The following is an 18,942-nucleotide window of genomic DNA, read 5'->3' as shown; positions in this document are numbered from 1 at the left end:
AACTGGTATCTAAATATCTAAATAACATGTGCTATGACGTACCGTCATAACCGTGATTGATGGTTCGATCTTTGAAGGAGCTATGAGGTGGAAAACAATAAGTCGTTTCTGTGGCCAGAAGGAATATTAATTGCACTGCTTGCATTAGGTGGTGTTTTTAGCGTTGCTTTCATGATGCTTTTAAGACCAAATGTTTCAGAGGCTCAAAGTAGACAAAGTATAAATGTAAAGCGTGTAGCTGCAAAGGTAGGAACTCAGCAGCGCATTGAGAAATTAAAGGCGTCGATGCTTACAAGTTGGCAGCAAGAAGCACAAACAAAAGGATTATCATACGCTTTACCATCGCGTTTTCAAGGGGCAATAGTTAAAGCAGCACAACTCATTCAGAGTGAGAAAGTGATTGCTCTCACCTTTGATGATGGCCCTTGGCCTGAAACCACAGGGCAAGTGCTAGATATTCTGAAATCAAATAATATCAAAGGGACGTTTTTTGTTGTCGGGCAGAACCTAAAAAATTATCCAGAATTAGGAAAGCAGATTGTCGCTCAAGGTCACGTCATTGGCAATCATACTTGGCATCACTGGTATCACTTCTTTAATCAACAAGCTGCTGCTTTTGAAATTGATCGTACAACAGAGCTAATTTATCAAATTACAGGTGCTAAAACAAATCTGTTCCGACCGCCTGGTGGCAACCTACACAATGGATTAGTTGCTTATGCTAAAGGCCAAAAATATAGTGTGGTCATGTGGTCAGCTGACTCCATAGACTACAAGTTGCCAACTGTACCAAAGTTAATCGATAACGTGATTAAAGATTCAAAACCTGGTGGTATTGTGCTAATGCATGATGGTGGTGGTAATCGTTCCAGAACTGTGCAAGCTTTACCAGAAATTATTAGCAACTTTAGAAAGCAAGGCTATCGCTTTGTGACTATTCCAGAACTTTTAGAAATGGAAGATACTGAGCAAAAGTTGCTTGCTAACAAAAAGCAATAATTATTAATTATGGGTAGTTAGTCAATAGTAATTGGCTAAAAACTAAAATTATATTTTTTAATTAATAATACGTTATTTCTTAATCAGTAGGCTCGTAGTAAGTGGCTCTAGCCCCTACTACGAGCCTTTAATTATTCACGCCCAGCTACTTAATGACTAGTCACTAAACTGAACTCAGTTGTTTTTTCAGGATTAGCTTCTGGACTATCAGCTTCAGAAGGCGGAACCAACTGCCAGAATTTCGGCAAAAATTCTTGCCATTTTTGCAGAATTTTCTTTGCCTTGGGTGAACCAGTACGTTCTGCATGAGTTTGAATTAACTCTTGCAGTTGCTTTGCACCCACTTCTGTAATCACTCGCTGGATTTTGACAATTTCCGGGTTGACTAACTCACGAAATGAGTCATCTTCATCCAGGAAGTATGCCAGTCCACCAGTCATTCCAGCGGCTACGTTACGTCCGACTTTACCGAGGACGACAATCACACCACCTGTCATGTATTCACAGCAATGATCCCCAGCGCCTTCAATCACTGCTACGCCTTTGGAGTTTCTCACAGCAAAGCGCTCTCCTGCTAGACCGTTGGCAAATAACATCCCACCAGTAGCACCATAGAGGCATGTATTGCCAACTATCACATTTTGTGATGCGTTATAGGTAGCATCTGTTGGGGGTTTGATGATGATCTCACCACCATGCATCCCTTTACCTACGTAGTCGTTTGCCTCTCCTTCGAGGGTCAAAATTAAGCCGGGGAGGTTGAAAGCACCAAAGCTTTGCCCAACACTACCTGTAAAGTTGAGATTAATTTGTCCTTCAAAGTCACTGTCACCGTATTGGGAAGCGATCGCTCCTGCTAATCTTGTGCCTACTGTTCTGTCAGTATTGACAATAGGATAAGTCTTATTAACAGTGGACTGATTCCTAATTGCAGCTAGAATGTCGGGATCGGCAAGGAAATTGTCATCCAAAACCACGCCATTGCTGTGAACTTCTTCATGCACCAACCAGCTACGATTGTCTCTGCTATTTGGTAGCTGAAGTAAACAGTCGAGATTCAGCGATCGCGTTTTGGTGAGTTTTACCTCTTGGCGCAGTTTTAACAAATCTGCACGTCCAATGATTTCTGACAAAGAACGGTAGCCAAGTCGGGCTAACAAACTCCGCACTTCTTCGGCAATGAAGTAGAAGAAGTTGACAACCTGTTCCGGTATTCCCGTAAACCGCTTGCGGAGTTCTTCTTTTTGGGATGCGACACCCACGGGGCAATTATTTGTGTGGCAGATACGTGCCATGATACAGCCTTCGGCAATCATGGCAATGGAGCCGAAACCGAATTCTTCAGCACCCATCAATGCACCTATTACCACATCCCAGCCACTCTTGAGTCCGCCATCTACGCGTAAAATCACGCGATCGCGCAGGCTATTTTCCATTAAAACCCGATGTACTTCACTTAAACCCAATTCCCACGGTGAACCAGCATGTTTAATCGAACTAAGTGGTGATGCACCTGTACCACCATCATGACCAGAAATCTGGATAATATCAGCGTTTGCTTTCGCTACACCAGCAGCGATCGTGCCAATGCCAACTTCTGAAACTAGCTTCACCGACACCTTTGCTTTGGGATTAATTTGGTGCAGATCAAAAATCAGTTGTGCTAGGTCTTCAATGGAATAGATATCGTGGTGCGGTGGTGGCGAAATCAGTGTGACACCTGGCTTCGAGCGCCTTAACATCGCAATGTATTGGCTCACCTTGGGCCCTGGTAGCTGTCCACCTTCTCCAGGCTTGGCACCTTGGGCAATTTTGATTTCAATTTGTTTGGCATTGACTAGATACGCTGGCGTGACACCAAAACGTCCCGATGCAACTTGCTTGATGGCACTATAAGCTTGATCACCATTCCGCAATCCTTTTAAATGAGGTAGGGTTGGCGAGTGTCCCGATTCATCTACATCATCTAGAATTGTGTAGCGCACTGGATCTTCGCCGCCTTCTCCAGAATTTGATTTACCGCCAATGCGATTCATGGCGATCGCTAAAGTTTCATGGGCTTCTCTTGACAAAGCACCTAAAGACATGCCGCCAGTGCAGAAGCGCTTGACAATCTCATATACCGATTCCACTTCTTCTAAAGCAACCGGGGTGCGATCGCCTTCAAAATCCAGCAAGTCCCGCAAAGCTGTTACTGGTCTGCCTTGGAGGTGCTTCTTGTAAACTTCGTAGTGATCGTAGTTTTTGCCATCTAGAGCCTTGTGTAGCGCCTTAACCATTTCTGGGCTATTCATGTGGTACTCGCCGTTAGGACGGTATTGTACAAAGCCCAGGTTTTCTAACTTATTAGCAGTCAGTTCGGGGAAAGCCTTGCTGTGGAAGGAAAGCACTTCATCAGCAAGTTCGCTCACACTCAAACCACCGATGCGGGAAGTCGTACCACGGAATCCCAGTTCGATTAAATCTCCGCCAATACCAATAGCTTCAAAAATTTGGGCTGCTTGATAGCTGGAGAGTAGAGAAATTCCCATCTTGGAGAGAATTTTTAGCAAACCTGACTCTACTGCCTTGCGATAGTTTCCTAAAGCTTGTTCTAGGGTGAGAGTGGGAATTTTTTGCACACCCATTAACTTTTGAGTTTTGGGATCAGACCACCAACTACGCACCGTATCTAAAGCCATATATGGGCAAACTGCGCCAGCACCATAGCCAATCAGACAAGCAAAGTGATGTGTACTCCAACATTGAGCAGTATTGACAATCAGGGATGTTTTCATTCGCAACCCTTCCCGAATCAGATGGTGATGCACCGCACCTACTGCTAATAAGGGAGGAATGTAGGTGGATTCTGTGTTGAGACTGTTATTGCCCTGGTCGCTTAATATTAAAATCTTTGCGCCAGCCCGGACTGACTCAGCTGCTTGTGCTTGTAAAGATTGGACTGCGGTCTTCAATCCTTCTGGGCCGCTGGCGATCGCAAATAGGGTTGACAACTCAGCTGTGGCAAATCCTGACAGCTTAATTGCCTCTAATTCAGCATCCGTTAACACTGGGGACTCAAGTTTTAATCTCCTGGCATATTCTGCCTTGGGTTCTAATAAGTTACCCCGTTCCCCCAGTTCGACTTTCAAAGACATCACTAGCTTTTCCCGCAGCGGATCAATCGCTGGGTTAGTCACCTGAGCAAAGCGCTGTTTGAAATAGTCATAAAGCAGGTGTGGTTTTGTTGACAGCACTGCTAAAGGAATATCATCACCCATGCAGAAAGTCGGCTCTGAACCTGCGATCGCCATTGGATGAATCACCATTTCCACATCTTCTGTGGTGTAACCAAAGGCAGTTTGACGCTGAAGTAAGGTTTGCTTGTCAGTAGTCAATTGTCCTGGGTCATTTGTCATTTGTCCTTTGCCATTGCCATTTGCTAATGACGGATGACCAATGAGCAATGACTTTAATTCTTGACGATACTGTTGCAGCCATTCCCCATAAGGGTGCTGCTTGGCAATGCGCCCCTTTATATCCCAATTCTTCAGCACCTCATGATTTTCTAAATCCACAGCAATCATTTGCCCTGGGCCGAGTCTACCTTTTTCGACAATATCGGCTTCTGGAAAGTTCACTACACCAGCTTCGGAAGCTACAACAATGTAGTCATCTTTGGTAATCATGTAGCGAGCTGGTCTTAAACCATTACGATCTAGTGTTGCACCAACTTTTTTGCCATCGCTGAATACTAAAAGTGCTGGGCCATCCCACGCTTCTTGCAGACCACTGTAATATTCGTAGAAATCAACAATTTCTGGAGATTCACGCAAAGAAGGCTGATTTTGGTAAGCTTCTGGAACCATAATCATTAAAGCTTCCAGGGGGCTGCGTCCAGAGCAAACCAGCAATTCCACTACGTTGTCTAGGGTAGCTGAGTCGCTGTTATCAATATGAACTAATGGCTTGAGTTCCTTGATGCGATCGCCCCATACAGGATGATTCAGGCTAGCTTCTCGTGCCATCATCCAGTTGATGTTGCCCAACAAGGTGTTGATTTCGCCGTTGTGACCCAAAAGCCGCATCGGTTGCGCTAGAGGCCACTTGGGCATCGTGTTCGTACTAAAGCGGCGATGATAGACAGCAAAGGCGCTTTTGTAAGCTGGATTTTTTAAATCGTCATAAAAGTTGCCCAAGACGGCGGAACGCACCATGCCTTTGTAGACAATTGTCCGACTTGACAACGAGCAGATATAAAATTCTTCTGAAATATTGGTTGCAACTTTACTAATTCGGCGGCGGGTAATGTACAACTGCCGTTCCAATTCATCGCCGCTTTTGTCAACAGAAGCTAACAAAACTTGTTCAATCTGGGGTTGATTTTCTCTTGCTTGTACTCCAAGTAAATCAGGTTGTACTGGCACTACTCGCCAACCCAGTACAATCAATTTTTCTTCAGCAGCTACTTGCTCAACAGTCGCCCTCGCTTTTTGTGCTGCTTCTTCGTCTTGTGGTAGAAATATCATCCCCACAGCTATATTATTGGTGGATGTAAATTCTTTCCCCCTTTGGGCAAAGTCTTGTTGGAACAACTCCCAAGGGATAGCTGTCAATACTCCAGCACCATCACCAGAGTCTTGATCAGCGCTACAACCCCCCCGGTGTTCTAAGCAAGTCAAAGCAGCTAAGGCTTTTTCAACAATTTCGTGGCTGGTATGATTTTGGCGATGAGCAATAAAACCGACACCACAGGCATCTCGTTCCTCTACTAACCACTTTTGCCCCTGATAGGTATCTCTTGAGTTTATGTCCGCTGTGATTTTCTGGTCTTGATTCATCGGTTTATTATTCATACCCTGTTCCTGAAGTATTGAGTTACCAATTTTGCCACTACATTGTGGGAAAAAATTTCTAAATTCAGCGATGGAGAAATATGTAAGCACCGAAATTTAGGGAAAAAAAATTTTAACTTCGGTTTTACTTTACTAGTTCACCCGTGTTAAAATAGTTGCGTCTCTTTTATGTGTTTATGCGGTGTTAGACAAGTTACCCCCGCCAAGACATTATTTTTGCCCTGACAGTTTCTTTTTTATATTTTGAAGTTAAGTATTTTCTCAATCCCTTTTTTCCAGATGCACGCTAGCTACTCGTAGAGCCTATTTTGGCTCACCTGAAACAAAACTAAAACCAAATGCTGTACTAGGTTCTAAAGCCAAAGTTATCCTGATTCAGCAATAAAATCAGCGTATTACAATATATACCCATTTGACAATTCCCAAATATTTTTGTTGTCTAGAATCTTGCCGCTTACGAGTTGCCGCATGTATTACTATTAACTAGACCTTACTGAAGTAACAACATTCAGCGAGGATTAAATATTTTAATCCAGTTTTGATAACCAAAACTACCGTATATGGTGTAGTTAGAATTAGTGGGAGTTAAAACACTTGATTTTAGTGCGTTTAGCGTCTAAATAAATTGGTTAATGTCTAAAAGAGATAACTAGCCAATATATAGATTATCATATTTATTCAAAAATAAAGTCATGTTTTTTTTATACTTCCAAATAATTAGTTAGTTTATACCTTGGGTGATAGTTTTCAAAAGTACTTAGTAAATTATGGTAAAAATGCCGAATTGTTGCCAATCAGGGATTAGCGATCGCTCCGCCAACACCAAGGACGAACGCAGATTTTTCCAGGCTACTGTGTCACCAATACTTTTGACAGCACTGTGCTTAATTACTGCCTATCCTACCAATGCCCAAGAGTCACCGAAAAATGCCAAACCAATACCCAGGTTAATATCACAGTCAACTGTACCTCCTTTAACAGGTGCAGTATCCTCTGGTAATCAAATTTCCCTCAATGGGCGTACTTTACCAGGAACTTGGTTGCAGCGACCTGGAAAAGCTGGTCAGGTGACAACTCATCTCAGTGACGGGGCATTCAGGCAATTAATTGGAGTAAATTTCTTAAACAGTAGTAATTCAACGAAGCAACCAATACAGTGGTTTTCGTCGGTGACAAAGCCACTGGTTTTAACCACCAGGCTAGCAGGAGCATATCGCTATCTGGATATTACTAATTTTGCTCAAACATCTGGATGGCAGATTCAAGCTAATGGCAACACCTTGGTGATTGCTACCCCGAAAGCACAAATCACAAATATTGTTCAGAGCCAGGAACCTCCAGAGGCGAGTGCCCCTTTGCAACAGGCTCGAATTCTTATCGATTTAGATCGTCCAACCCCCTGGCAAGTTGTACAAGGATCAGCGATCGCAAAACCCCAAATTCCATCCTCTGATCCAGACGCGCCAACCCCAAAGCCCACTACACCGCCAAATCGACAGTGGACAGTTACCCTGGATGGAATAGCCGCCCCTGTTTTGATAGAACGCTATACCCCCCAGCTACCAGCAGCACCACCAACATTGCTGCCAAACCTGCTTAAACAATTATCACCAGTTACACCAACACAACCAATATCACCAACTCCTGAACCACTGATTCAAAAAGTGGAGGTGCTGAAAAACCAAACGATTATTAGTCTGAGCGTTCCCTTTGGTCTATCACCTCAAGTTAGTACTGTAGCTAATCCCAACCGCCTAATTATCGATATTCGACCCGATCCTCTAGAACAGAGAGATATTACTTGGGCCCCAGGATTGCGCTGGCGACAGAATTATGTGAACTTAGGCACAGAACGCTTTCCTGTCGTCTGGTTAGAAGTTAATCCCCGCAAATTTGGGCTAGCGTTAAAACCTATGTGGGCTAGTACTGATGGGCTTACGGGTACTGCTCCCTTGATTCAAACAGCACAACGTTACTTAGCAATAGCTGGAATTAATGGTGGTTATTTTAACCGCAATAACAGATTGCCATTGGGTGCGATTCGTCAGAATAATCAATGGTTATCAGGCCCCATTCTGAATCGAGGTGCGATCGCTTGGAATGATTCAGGCCAATTTTACTTTGGTCGTCTCACCTTAGAAGAAACTTTAATTACAGCAAATGGCCAGCGTCTACCAATTCTGTTTCTCAATAGCGGTTACGTCCAGAGTGGTATTGCTCGTTACACACCAGCTTGGGGATCAACTTACACGCCCATAACGGATAACGAAATTATCTTAGTGGTACAGAAAAACCAAATTACTAATCAGTTACCAGGCGGCAAAGTTGGAGTCACAGCGGTTCCCATTCCCCAGGATGGCTACCTGCTAACTTTACGCGCTAGTGCTGCTAGTGCTGCCTCACAACTACCTATTGGAAGCGCAGTAAGTATTTCCAGCACAACTACACCAGCTGATTTTAGTCGTTATCCCCACATTATCGGAGCTGGGCCGCTACTAATCCAAAACCGTCAAATTGTCCTTGATGCCAAAGGCGAAAAATTCAGCAATGCCTTTATTGCCGAAAAAGCTATTCGCAGCGGTATTTGCACAACGGCAACAGACACACTGATGATTACTGCCACACATAATCGTGTCGGCGGTTATGGGCCTAATTTGGCAGAACATGCCAAATTGATGCAACTTATGGGCTGTGTGAATGCCCTAAATTTGGACGGCGGTAGTTCCACCAGCCTTTATTTAGGAGGACAACTACTCGATCGTTCACCTAGTACCGCTGCTCGTGTTCATAATGGAATTGGTATTTTCCTGCAACCACGAAAATGAGGGAATGGGAAAAGTCTCTTAATCATCAATGCCCAATGCCCCATCCTTTTTTAAAGTTTAGAACAAGCTATCATTTTGCTTGATGAAGACTTGGTGTAGACATCAGAGTTTTAGTAGTGATGGTTTACACCATAAGGTTTGATTTTGCTATGTTTATCAAGGTGCGACAAAATTGCTGATTTTCAAGGTTGCAAGATAGCACCAGATTTTTGATCAATAGTTAAGAGTACCAACGGTTTGTTATGTCTCCAAATGAGGTAACTATGGCTCGATATCAAGAAACTACACAGACTGAAACTCTACACCTACCTCCAGCCATAACTTCTAGGGGCGTTGCTGCAACTGAATTACGTCCTTGGGGCGCTTTTACAGTTTTGGAAGAAGGGCGCGGATACAAAATTAAGCGCATCGAAGTTAAGCCTGGACACCGCCTCAGTCTACAAATGCATCATCACCGCAGTGAACATTGGATTGTCGTCTCTGGTACAGCTAGGGTCGTTTGTGGTGAAAAAGAAGTCTTACTGAGCAATAATGAGTCAACTTATGTACCCCAATGTACATCTCATCGTTTAGAGAATCCTGGCGTGATCCCCTTGGTGTTGATTGAAGTGCAAAATGGCGAATACTTGGGAGAAGATGATATCATTCGCTACCAAGATGACTATGCCCGCACCAAAGACTAAAACCAAAAGAACGGGATTAAAGCTCTAATCCCAAAAGTGAATACATTTTTGTGCAAACCGTCTTTGTAAACGAATTACTGCACCCCAGAAGTCCCTACTTATTAAGGTGGGGACTGAAGCATATTAGTGTTATAAATGTAGTAATAGCGATCGCGCTCATAACTTCGATGATTTGGAATTTTGCAGAAGCGAGAGTCAACCCATCTGTAAAATAGAACATGGGGTATTCAATTGCAAAAAACTAGTTCCATGATTCATCTGAGTCAAGCAGCCGCGAGTGAAATTGGGCGAATAAAGTCCAAGCAGCAGCCAAATGTATTGTTTCGATTGGCAGTAAAACCAGGTGGTTGTTCCGGTTTATTTTATGATATGTCTTTCGATGAAGCAATAAAAGTTGGCGACCAGATTTTCGACTTGGATGAAATTCAAGTAGTCATAGATGACGCAAGCTTAAATTACCTCAACGGTTTGAAAGTGGATTATTCAGAAGACTTAATGGGTGGTGGTTTTCGCTTCCAGAATCCCCAGGCGATCGCAACCTGTGGCTGTGGCAATTCCTTCTCCATTTATCATTAAGTAACCGTTCAAAGAAGCAATAAATAGCAAATGACAAATAACAATTGACATAAAGCCGTAAAAAAAGATATAATCAGGATTTGTTAAAACTTAGACATATAAGCAGCTTTACGCGCTGTAACTCATGCCAACAATACAGCAGCTAATACGTACTGAGCGCGAACAAGCGCGTCAGAAAACCAAGTCTCCGGCTCTGAAACAATGCCCCCAACGTCGGGGAGTTTGTACCAGAGTATACACGACCACACCAAAGAAGCCTAACTCAGCTCTACGAAAAGTAGCAAGAGTCAGGCTTACCTCTGGATTTGAAGTCACAGCTTACATTCCAGGTATTGGTCACAACTTACAAGAACACTCAGTTGTGATGATTCGTGGTGGTCGGGTTAAGGATCTACCGGGCGTGAGATACCACATTATCCGTGGCACCCTAGATACAGCCGGAGTTAAAGACCGCAAACAAGGCCGTTCCAAGTATGGAACCAAGCGTCCGAAAGAAGCGAAAAAATAGGATTAGGCGATTAATCGCATCCAACACGATTAATCGTCTACCTTAAAAGTGCCAAAGGCAAAAAAACTATCAGGGTATGTGTTCTAACAGCAGTTATGAAAGCTGTTGAAGTCTGTTTAAAAAAATCAAGCTACACCTACACTAAGCGAGCAAGTGTAGAAGTTCTGAGGAGAACGCTGTAACCCACAGCAGAATTCTAATCTGGACATTAAGGTTTAGAATCTTGTCCCCTTGAGTATTTAGTTGCAGGTAGCAAGTCAATGAATTTTAGATTTTAGATTTGCGATTTTGGATTGGTCGAACCCAGAAGGGGATGAGGCTTAAAGACTTTTGATTTTTTCCAATCCTTGTGGTCGGAACATTTACCAAAAACTCTAATCCAAAATTGGCAGAATAGGTAAGCCTTGCTGTAACAGTCGAAAACAAAATTGAGAAAGTCTGAGGGTTGGGTTCCACAGCTTTTAGTTTCCGGTGTCTGATAGCATATAATTTCGTTGCCAATTCCGAATTAAAGGTGAAGTATGTCTCGTCGTGGTGTTATTCAAAGGCGCCCAGTTCCGTCTGACTCCGTATATAACAGTCGCCTTGTGAGCATGATTATCAGACGGATCATGCGTCATGGCAAAAAATCACTTGCCGCACGTATTGTTTATGATGCATTAAAAACTATTGAGGAACGCACTGGTGCTGGTGCTTTGGAAACCTTTGAAAGAGCAGTGCGAAATGCCACGCCTTTAGTAGAAGTAAAAGCTCGGCGAGTAGGTGGAGCAACCTACCAAGTACCAATGGAAGTCCGTACAGAACGGGGCACTACCCTAGCACTGCGTTGGTTAGTGCAATATTCCCGGTCTAGACCAGGCCGGACAATGGCAAGCAAACTGGCCAATGAGTTAATGGATGCTGCCAACGAAACTGGCAATGCCATTCGCAAACGGGAAGAAACGCACCGGATGGCGGAAGCTAACAAAGCATTCGCGCACTATCGTTACTAAGTAGAAAAGCGGTATATCGCCTTGCCGAAGCGGTATATCGTAAATTTACAAAACAAAGACGGTTTTCCGTAAAAGTATAGAATCTTAACAAAGAGTAATATACAAGATATCATGAGGCAAAAACTATAGGAGGTAGCTGTGGCACGCACGATCCCGCTAGAGAAAGTACGCAACATTGGTATTGCGGCGCATATAGATGCGGGCAAAACAACAACAACAGAGAGAATATTATTTTACTCTGGGATAATTCATAAAATTGGCGAAGTTCATGAAGGAACTGCCGTCACAGACTGGATGGAGCAGGAGCGGGAGCGGGGAATTACCATCACTGCCGCTGCTATCAGTACCAGTTGGAAAGATCATCAAATTAACATTATCGATACTCCGGGTCACGTAGACTTCACAATTGAAGTTGAGCGTTCCATGCGTGTGTTGGATGGTGTAATCGCAGTATTTTGTTCTGTGGGCGGCGTGCAACCGCAGTCCGAGACAGTGTGGCGACAAGCAGAACGCTACAAAGTTCCTCGGATAGCCTTTATTAACAAAATGGATCGCACCGGAGCGAACTTTTATAAAGTTCATGAGCAAATCCGCGATCGCCTGCGGGCGAATGCGATCGCCATTCAACTACCAATTGGTAGTGAAAACGACTTCCAAGGTATTGTTGACCTAGTACGGCAACGTGCGTATATTTACGCCAATGACCAAGGAACCGATATTCAGGAAACTGATATTCCGGAAGCATTGCAAGCTCAGGTAGATGAATTCCGCACCAAGCTAATAGAAGCTGCGGCAGAAACCGATGATGCTCTGATGGCAAAGTACTTCGAAGGCGAAGAACTTACAGAACAGGAAGTTCGGACTGCCCTGCGTAAAGGCACAATTGCGGGGACAATTGTACCAGTACTTTGCGGTTCGGCATTCAAAAACAAAGGCGTGCAATTGATGCTGGATGCCGTTGTCGATTACCTGCCTGCGCCAAGTGAAGTACCGCCAATTCAAGGCTTACTGCCAAATGGCGATACTGTTGAGCGGCGGGCTGATGACAACGAACCCCTAGCAGCTCTGGCATTCAAGATTATGGCTGACCCTTACGGTCGCCTGACATTTGTTCGTGTTTATTCTGGTGTCCTGAAAAAGGGCAGCTACGTTCTTAACGCTAGTAAGAATAAAAAAGAACGGATTTCCCGCTTAGTTCTAATGAAGGCAGATGATCGGCAAGATGTCGATGAACTGCGAGCGGGTGATTTAGGAGCAGCTCTGGGATTGAAAGACACCTTGACAGGTGACACGCTCTGTGATGATGGATCGCCAGTAATTCTGGAATCCCTATTCATTCCTGAGCCTGTAATCTCGGTGGCGGTTGAACCCAAAACCAAGAACGACATGGACAAGTTGTCCAAGGCTCTGCAATCTCTCTCAGAAGAAGACCCCACATTCCGTGTCCGCGTCGATCCCGAAACAAACCAAACCGTGATCGCCGGGATGGGAGAGCTACACCTCGAAATTCTAGTAGACCGGATGTTACGAGAATTCAAGGTGGAAGCAAATGTAGGTGCGCCGCAAGTAGCTTACCGAGAAACAATTCGGAAAGCTGTGAGCAAAATTGAGGGGAAATTCATCCGCCAAAGTGGTGGTAAAGGTCAATACGGTCACGTTGTGATCAACTTGGAGCCTGGAGAACCCGGTACTGGTTTTGAATTCGTCTCTAAAATTGCCGGCGGTTCAGTACCAAAAGAGTACGTTGGTCCTGCAGAACAAGGAATGAAAGAAAGCTGCGAATCCGGTGTTCTAGCTGGATATCCATTGATTGACGTCAAAGCGACGTTAATTGATGGGTCATACCACGATGTAGACTCTTCGGAAATGGCTTTTAAAATCGCTGGCTCAATGGCGATGAAAGAGGCTGTGCTGAAAGCTTCACCCGTCCTCTTAGAGCCTATGATGAAAGTTGAAGTTGAAGTTCCTGAAGACTATATCGGGAACGTCATCGGCGACCTCATATCCCGCCGAGGGCAGATTGAAAGCCAAAGCACTGAACAGGGACTCGCTAAGGTCGCATCCAAAGTTCCACTGGCGACCATGTTTGGCTACGCCACTGATATCCGTTCAAAGACGCAAGGTCGGGGTATCTTCACGATGGAGTTCAGCCACTACGAAGAGGTGCCTCGCAGCGTAGCTGAAACTATCATTGCAAAAAGCAAAGGGAACGCTTAGTTAAAATAAGGAAATGAGCATTCATGGCACGCGCAAAGTTTGAAAGAAATAAACCCCACATTAATATTGGTACAGTTGGCCACGTTGACCACGGTAAAACTACCTTGACAGCAGCCATCACCATGACCTTGGCAGCTATGGGTCAAGCTGTAGCTAAGGGTTATGACCAAATTGATAATGCCCCAGAAGAAAAAGCACGGGGTATTACAATTAATACCGCTCACGTAGAGTATGAAACTGCGAGTCGGCACTATGCTCACGTAGACTGTCCAGGACACGCTGACTATGTGAAAAACATGATCACCGGTGCTGCTCAAATGGACGGAGGTATCCTCGTAGTTGCTGCTACCGATGGACCCATGCCTCAAACCCGCGAACATATTCTGTTGGCAAAACAGGTTGGCGTTCCCAGTCTGGTTGTCTTCTTGAACAAAGAAGACTTGATGGATGACCCAGAACTCCTGGAACTAGTGGAACTAGAACTGAGAGAACTGTTAAGCAGCTACGATTTCCCAGGCGATGATATCCCCATTATCAAAGGCTCAGGTCTGCAAGCTCTGGAAGCAATGACCAAGAATCCTAAGACTCAACGAGGAGAAAATCCTTGGGTAGACAAAATCTATGAACTGATGGATGCTGTAGATTCTTACATTCCCACTCCTGAGCGGGATGTTGATAAACCCTTCCTGATGGCTGTAGAAGACGTATTCTCAATTACAGGTCGTGGTACTGTCGCCACAGGTCGGATTGAGCGGGGTATAGTTAAAGTCGGCGATAACGTTGAACTAGTGGGTATCAGAGATACTCGCGCCACTACCGTAACTGGTATTGAAATGTTCAAGAAGAGTCTTGACCAAGGTATGGCTGGAGACAACGCTGGCGTACTACTCCGGGGTATCCAAAAGGCTGATATTGAACGGGGTATGGTCATCGCCAAACCAGGTTCAATTAAACCTCACCTTCAATTTGAAGGTGAAGTTTACGTCCTAACAGAAAAAGAAGGTGGTCGTAAGACTCCATTTTTTGCTGGCTACCGTCCCCAATTCTATGTGCGGACAACAGATGTAACTGGCACGATTAAAGCCTTCACCGCTGATGATGGCACTGAGGTGGAAATGGTGATGCCAGGCGATCGCATCAAGGTGACAGTTGAATTGATCAACGCGATCGCTATTGAACAAGGAATGCGCTTCGCCATCCGTGAAGGTGGTCGCACCATCGGTGCTGGTGTCGTCTCCAAAATTCTGAAGTAGCACCTTTTTGCTCATAACAAAGGAGCAGAGATGGTATTTATTTTGCCTCTCTGCTCCTTTCTCTTCCCTCTATAAATAAGGTAATAGGTTACAGGGGACAGGTAATAGTTTTCTGTAACCTATAACTTGTAACCTTTAACCTGTAAATACTCCCCTAATTACGCAGAACCTGGAAAATTAAAGATGGCAACTCTACAGCAGCAGAAGATTAGAATTCGTTTACAGGCCTTTGATAGGCGCTTATTGGATACATCTTGCGAGAAGATTGTAGACACAGCTAACCGCACCAACGCTACAGCCATAGGCCCAATTCCTTTACCAACAAAACGCCGGATCTATTGTGTACTGCGATCGCCTCACGTAGATAAAGATTCACGGGAACACTTTGAAACCCGTACTCATCGCCGGATTATTGACATTTATCAGCCCTCTTCTAAGACTATTGATGCTCTGATGAAATTGGATCTGCCATCGGGTGTAGATATCGAAGTCAAACTTTAATTTAGTCATTAGTCATTAGGCATTAGCAAATGACAAAAGACAAATGACATTAGTATTAATATTTACATAGCCCTGAAGAAATATATCTCAGGGCTTTTATTTAGCTAGGAAACAAATGATAGAATGTAGACAAAATACGGGAAAAGCAGAGAAAAAGAAAATTTTAAAGATTAAGTTTATACTAAGGTAACAATGACATCATCTTCTAAAATTGCAGTTCGCGAACTACCTCTGTTCCCGTTACCCGAAGTAGTTCTGTTTCCTACAAGGCCATTACCCCTGCACATCTTTGAATTTCGCTACCGAATCATGATGAACACGATTTTGGAGAGCGATCGCAGGTTCGGTGTTTTGATGTTCGATCCAGTCAAGGGTACAATTGCAAACACAGGTTGCTGTGCCGAAATTGTTCATCACCAGCGGCTGCCAGATGATCGGATCAAGATGTTAACTTTAGGGCAGCAAAGATTTCGTGTATTAGAATATGTTCGTGAAAAGCCATACCGTGTTGGGTTAGTAGAGTGGATTGAAGACCAACCACCAACTAAAGATTTGCGACCTTTATCTTCTGAAGTAGAACAACTACTGCGAGATGTTGTACGTTTGTCAGCCAAGTTAACTGAACAAAATATCGAACTGCCAGAAGATTTGCCTGACCTACCAACAGAATTATCTTATTGGGTAGCTAGTAACCTTTACGGTGTCGCTCCAGAGCAGCAGCTTTTGCTAGAAATGCAAGATACTGCAACTCGTCTAGAGCGAGAAGCAGAAATTTTAACCTCTACTCGTAATCACTTGGCAGCTCGTGCTGTTCTCAAAGACACATTTAATGAAAAGTGAGGAGTTAAGAATTAGGAGTGAGGAGTTAGGAATTAGCAAGAAATAACAAAAAATAAAAGATTGAAAACTTATAATTTATAGTCCCTAACTGAATCACTAATAACTCTTAACTTCTCAAGTAACAGCGCTGATCGATAAAACATTGTAAGCACCAAGAATTTTTAAAATCTCTGTGTGGGTAGTTAATTCTGCTAAAGCAGATTGCATCTGTGCTTCCTTGGCATCCGCTTCTAAATCCATGAAAAATAAGTATTCGCCTAGCGATCGCTTCGTCGGACGAGATTCAATTCGGCTGAGGTTAATTCCTAGTTGAGCAAATATTTGCAAAGGCTTGACTAATGCTCCCGGTGTGTTGGCAGGCATACTAAAAGCCAGCGATGTGTGACTAGCAGTCGCTTTTGATGTCTGGTATCCAGCATTAGCTTCGCCATGACTAACTACCCAAAAACGAGTAAAGTTTTCTGGATAGTCGTTAATGCAACTAGCAAGTATGGGTAATTTGTAGAGTTGAGCAGCTCTACTAGAAGCGATCGCTGCCGTTGTTGTATCTTGCCCTAATCGCTGTAGTGCTTCGGTTGTAGAATTGCTGGGAATAATCTGTGCAGTCGGCAGAAACTGCTCTAACCATCCCTGACATTGTGCCAAAGCTTGCGGGTGAGAGTAAACAGTTTTAATCTTATCTAAATTAGACGCGCAGGAAATTAACATATGAGCAATGGGTAATACCAAAGCCAATTGAATTCGCAGACTATCTAATTGCCAGAGTGTATCCAGTGTTGTGGTAACACTTCCTTCAATAGAATTTTCCACTGGCACAACAGCTAACTGGGCATGACCATCAGCAACGGCGTGTAATGATTGGGAAATACTGGGATAGGGAGATAATATAGCTTCAATTCCCGTACTTTTGTTCAACCAGTTGACATAAAAAATAGTTGCTTGTTCTGCGTAAGTGCCGGGAGGCCCTAAATGTGCGATCGATAGAGTCATACTTTTAGCCTTGAGTTACGAGTTTAATCAGTAAATAGAGGTATATGATATTTTGGTTTTGGCAAATAATCCAATATCTACTTTTACTAAACACTGTTATGTGTAAAATTTACGTACTAAACGAATAGACCGAAATATGTATCTAATAAAAGAAGTGATGGAAATTAGTCTTTGATGAGATAGGTTTCCTGGCAGTTTTGCTAAATTGCTCTGGAAATTTCAGAGAAATTATACTTATTTCTGCCTAGAAAAAATCATATTTTTGTTTTTGTGTCAAGGCTTAAATCATAATCTATATTTCTTAAACTAAAGATAGTAATGAGCGTACCGACTTTTTACTAATAATATATAGCTGATCAGCAACAATCATTTTTATGGCCAATAAATTTTGTACTTTTCTAATAATCAGAACTAAGTTGTTAAAAAATATTAAAATTAAGAAACAGATATTTTTATCCGCTCATGGCTACCCGGTTTACTGCCTCCCAATCGGTTGAAATCGCTGTTCCAGAGCAGCCTATTCCCATTCAGCACTACTTACGTCAGCCTCAACGACTGGTTAAGGCTTTAGTTGACAATAACCGGATTCAGCAACTTTCTGAAGAAGTATTTCGTTTGAAAATGCGTCCGCTAACTTTTATGTCACTAAGTATTCAACCTACTGTGGATATGAGAGTGTGGGCAGAATCAAATGGAATAATTTATTTGCGATCGCTAGGCTGTGAAATCCTGGGTTTCGAGTATATTAACCAGCGCTTTGCTCTCAATTTAAAAGGGCATTTGTCTCCCAAAGAGTTTAGCACTGGCACTCGCCTGCAAGGAAAAGCTGATTTAGAGGTGATGGTGGATTTGCCACCGCCATTTTCCTTTACTCCGAAGCCGATTTTAGAAGCTACTGGAAATGGTTTGCTTAAAAGCGTGCTGTTGTCAGTCAAACAACGCTTATTAAATCAACTTTTGGCGGATTATCGCTACTGGGTGATATCACAAACCAAAGATAAAGGACTTGACGATGATAGTACTGAGTTACCAATCCTGAATGCTGAGTAATTATTTAATCACTCAACACTCAGGCGTTTGATTTGGCAAGGACGAAAAGACTGACGATGCAGAGGCGAAGGCCCGTATTGTTGCAAAGCCAGCAAATGTCGCTGGCTCCCATACCCCTTGTTACACTCCAGGTTGTACATAGGGTATTTTAATGCTAGACGCAATACCAAATCGTCACGCCAAACCTTAGCGATAATACTAGCAGAAGCAATAGCAAGCGATCGCTCGTCTCCTTTAACTATTGTTTGTTGTGGCAATAGCAAGTCTTTTATTAACTGATTGCCATCAACCAAGCAAATTTCAGGCTGTACCTTTAACTTCAGCACAGCCCGTTTCATTGCTAATAGCGTCGCTTGCAAAATATTTATCTTGTCAATTTCGGCAGTAGAAGCAAACCCAATTTTCCAGTCTATAGCCAGCTCGCAAATTTGCTGCGCTAGCTGAGTTCTTCGAGAACTAGATAACTTTTTACTGTCTTTAATTTTAGCTGCCATTAGTATTGGCAAAGCGTGATCTGGTAGGATCACTGCTGCCGCCACCACAGGGCCAAATAGAGCACCTCGCCCTACTTCATCCACACCTGCAACCAATCCTGGAATCCCTGACAAGGTAGAAAACTCCAGCCAAGTGGATTTTTCCAAAGGCGTTGGCGATGTTTCTACCATAAAGCAAA

14 protein-coding genes are annotated in these 18,942 nt (G+C 43.5%); 11 read left to right on the top strand and 3 right to left on the bottom strand.

Going from position 1 to position 18,942, the window contains the following annotated elements; translation table 11 throughout:
* Window positions 1-87 precede the first annotated feature (87 nt).
* Complete coding sequence (locus ABF638_RS00195; RefSeq protein ID WP_435019168.1) at window positions 88-999, top strand: polysaccharide deacetylase family protein; 912 nt, start codon at window positions 88-90, stop codon at window positions 997-999.
* Window positions 1,000-1,148: 149 nt separating this feature from the next.
* Here the strand turns inward: ABF638_RS00195 and ABF638_RS00190 are convergent, their stop codons facing one another.
* The gene (locus tag ABF638_RS00190) at window positions 1,149-5,834 is read right to left on the bottom strand and encodes a glutamate synthase-related protein (RefSeq protein WP_435019166.1); all 4,686 of its coding nucleotides are present in this window, start codon (window positions 5,832-5,834) and stop codon (window positions 1,149-1,151) included.
* A gap of 767 nt (window positions 5,835-6,601) precedes the next feature.
* Between ABF638_RS00190 and ABF638_RS00185 the strand changes: the two genes are divergently transcribed.
* The 9 genes from ABF638_RS00185 to ABF638_RS00145 all read left to right on the top strand — a co-directional run bounded on the left by ABF638_RS00185 (window position 6,602) and on the right by ABF638_RS00145 (window position 16,229).
* Window positions 6,602-8,659, top strand: a complete 2,058-nt coding sequence (locus tag ABF638_RS00185) for a phosphodiester glycosidase family protein (protein WP_435019164.1) — start codon at window positions 6,602-6,604, stop codon at window positions 8,657-8,659.
* A gap of 263 nt (window positions 8,660-8,922) precedes the next feature.
* Window positions 8,923-9,342 (top strand): cupin domain-containing protein, encoded by a 420-nt coding sequence (locus ABF638_RS00180; protein ID WP_069070111.1) that lies wholly within the window; start codon window positions 8,923-8,925, stop codon window positions 9,340-9,342.
* 249 nt (window positions 9,343-9,591) lie between these two features.
* Window positions 9,592-9,918: a HesB/IscA family protein gene (locus ABF638_RS00175; RefSeq protein ID WP_435019323.1), complete on the top strand. Its 327-nt coding sequence runs from the start codon at window positions 9,592-9,594 to the stop codon at window positions 9,916-9,918.
* A 124-nt stretch (window positions 9,919-10,042) separates the two neighbouring features.
* The gene (gene rpsL, locus ABF638_RS00170) at window positions 10,043-10,426 is read left to right on the top strand and encodes a 30S ribosomal protein S12 (RefSeq protein ID WP_015214573.1); all 384 of its coding nucleotides are present in this window, start codon (window positions 10,043-10,045) and stop codon (window positions 10,424-10,426) included.
* Window positions 10,427-10,947: 521 nt separating this feature from the next.
* A complete protein-coding gene (gene rpsG, locus ABF638_RS00165) occupies window positions 10,948-11,418 on the top strand; it encodes a 30S ribosomal protein S7 (RefSeq protein ID WP_069070112.1) in 471 nt (156 codons plus the stop codon).
* Window positions 11,419-11,556: 138 nt separating this feature from the next.
* Window positions 11,557-13,635, top strand: coding sequence for an elongation factor G (gene fusA, locus ABF638_RS00160; protein WP_435019161.1), 2,079 nt, complete (start codon window positions 11,557-11,559; stop codon window positions 13,633-13,635).
* A 23-nt stretch (window positions 13,636-13,658) separates the two neighbouring features.
* On the top strand, window positions 13,659-14,888 hold the full coding sequence (tuf, locus tag ABF638_RS00155) for an elongation factor Tu (protein WP_181931916.1): 1,230 nt from the start codon (window positions 13,659-13,661) through the stop codon (window positions 14,886-14,888).
* 183 nt (window positions 14,889-15,071) lie between these two features.
* Window positions 15,072-15,389, top strand: a complete 318-nt coding sequence (gene rpsJ / locus ABF638_RS00150) for a 30S ribosomal protein S10 (protein ID WP_008232935.1) — start codon at window positions 15,072-15,074, stop codon at window positions 15,387-15,389.
* A 192-nt stretch (window positions 15,390-15,581) separates the two neighbouring features.
* The gene (locus ABF638_RS00145) at window positions 15,582-16,229 is read left to right on the top strand and encodes an LON peptidase substrate-binding domain-containing protein (protein ID WP_435019156.1); all 648 of its coding nucleotides are present in this window, start codon (window positions 15,582-15,584) and stop codon (window positions 16,227-16,229) included.
* 114 nt (window positions 16,230-16,343) lie between these two features.
* On the opposite strand, the gene pheA is transcribed toward ABF638_RS00145, so the two are convergent.
* The gene (gene pheA / locus ABF638_RS00140; RefSeq protein WP_435019154.1) at window positions 16,344-17,219 is read right to left on the bottom strand and encodes a prephenate dehydratase; all 876 of its coding nucleotides are present in this window, start codon (window positions 17,217-17,219) and stop codon (window positions 16,344-16,346) included.
* A 462-nt stretch (window positions 17,220-17,681) separates the two neighbouring features.
* Here pheA and ABF638_RS00135 point away from each other — a divergent pair, with 462 nt between their 5' ends.
* Entirely contained in the window at window positions 17,682-18,269 is a 588-nt protein-coding gene (locus tag ABF638_RS00135; RefSeq protein ID WP_435019152.1) for a DUF1997 domain-containing protein, read from the top strand.
* 8 nt (window positions 18,270-18,277) lie between these two features.
* Here the strand turns inward: ABF638_RS00135 and ABF638_RS00130 are convergent, their stop codons facing one another.
* Entirely contained in the window at window positions 18,278-18,934 is a 657-nt protein-coding gene (locus ABF638_RS00130) for a ribonuclease HII (RefSeq protein WP_435019150.1), read from the bottom strand.
* Window positions 18,935-18,942 lie beyond the last annotated feature (8 nt).

The organism is Nostoc sp. CALU 1950 (assembly GCF_051172895.1).
Classification (GTDB): Bacteria; Cyanobacteriota; Cyanobacteriia; order Cyanobacteriales; family Nostocaceae; genus Nostoc; species Nostoc edaphicum_A.
This window is presented reverse-complemented; position numbering and strand designations above follow the sequence as displayed.